1 protein-coding gene and 1 pseudogene are annotated in these 625 nt (G+C 65.3%); both read left to right on the top strand.

The features are described from left to right. Positions 1-294 (top strand): annotated as a pseudogene (gene fusA, locus MKK70_RS23265) (elongation factor G); the annotation flags it as partial. A 79-nt stretch (positions 295-373) separates the two neighbouring features. Beyond that, positions 374-625, top strand: a 252-nt coding sequence (locus MKK70_RS23260; protein ID WP_243948543.1) for a GTP-binding protein, incomplete at its 3' end; no start/stop codon positions are given.

Here is a 625-nt window from a genome sequence, read left to right as displayed (position 1 = left end):
AAGGGCGGCTCCGTGCTGCTCGAGCCGGTGATGAAGGTCGAGGTCGTCTCGCCGGAGGAGTATACCGGCTCGGTGATCGGCGATCTCAACTCCCGCCGCGGCCAGATCCAGGGCCAGGACATGCGCGGCAACGCGAACGTCATCAACGCCATGGTGCCGCTCGCCAACATGTTCGGCTACGTGAACCAGCTGCGCTCCTTCTCGCAGGGCCGCGCCAACTTCACGATGCAGTTCGACCACTACGAGGAAGTGCCGCGCGGCGAAGCCGACAAGGTCATCGCCAAGTACGCGTAAGTCTTTCCTCGACATCCCATCCGCGTCGCCGGCCTGACCGCAGGTCCGGCGCGCACCCCTCATCGAACCGGAGGCTACCATGGCCAAAGAGAAGTTTGCCCGCACGAAGCCGCACTGCAACATCGGCACGATCGGTCACGTTGACCACGGCAAGACGTCGCTGACGGCGGCGATCACGAAGGTCTTGGCGGAGTCCGGCGGGGCGACGTTCACGGCCTACGACCAGATCGACAAGGCTCCCGAGGAGAAGGCGCGCGGGATCACGATCTCGACGGCGCACGTGGAGTACGAGACGACGAACCGGCACTACGCGCACGTCGACTGCCCCGGT

This window comes from Methylobacterium sp. E-041, from assembly GCF_022829665.1.
In the GTDB taxonomy this organism is placed as follows: Bacteria; Pseudomonadota; Alphaproteobacteria; order Rhizobiales; family Beijerinckiaceae; genus Methylobacterium.
Note: the sequence above shows the minus strand (reverse complement) of the source record. Positions and strands in the feature narration are given on the sequence as shown.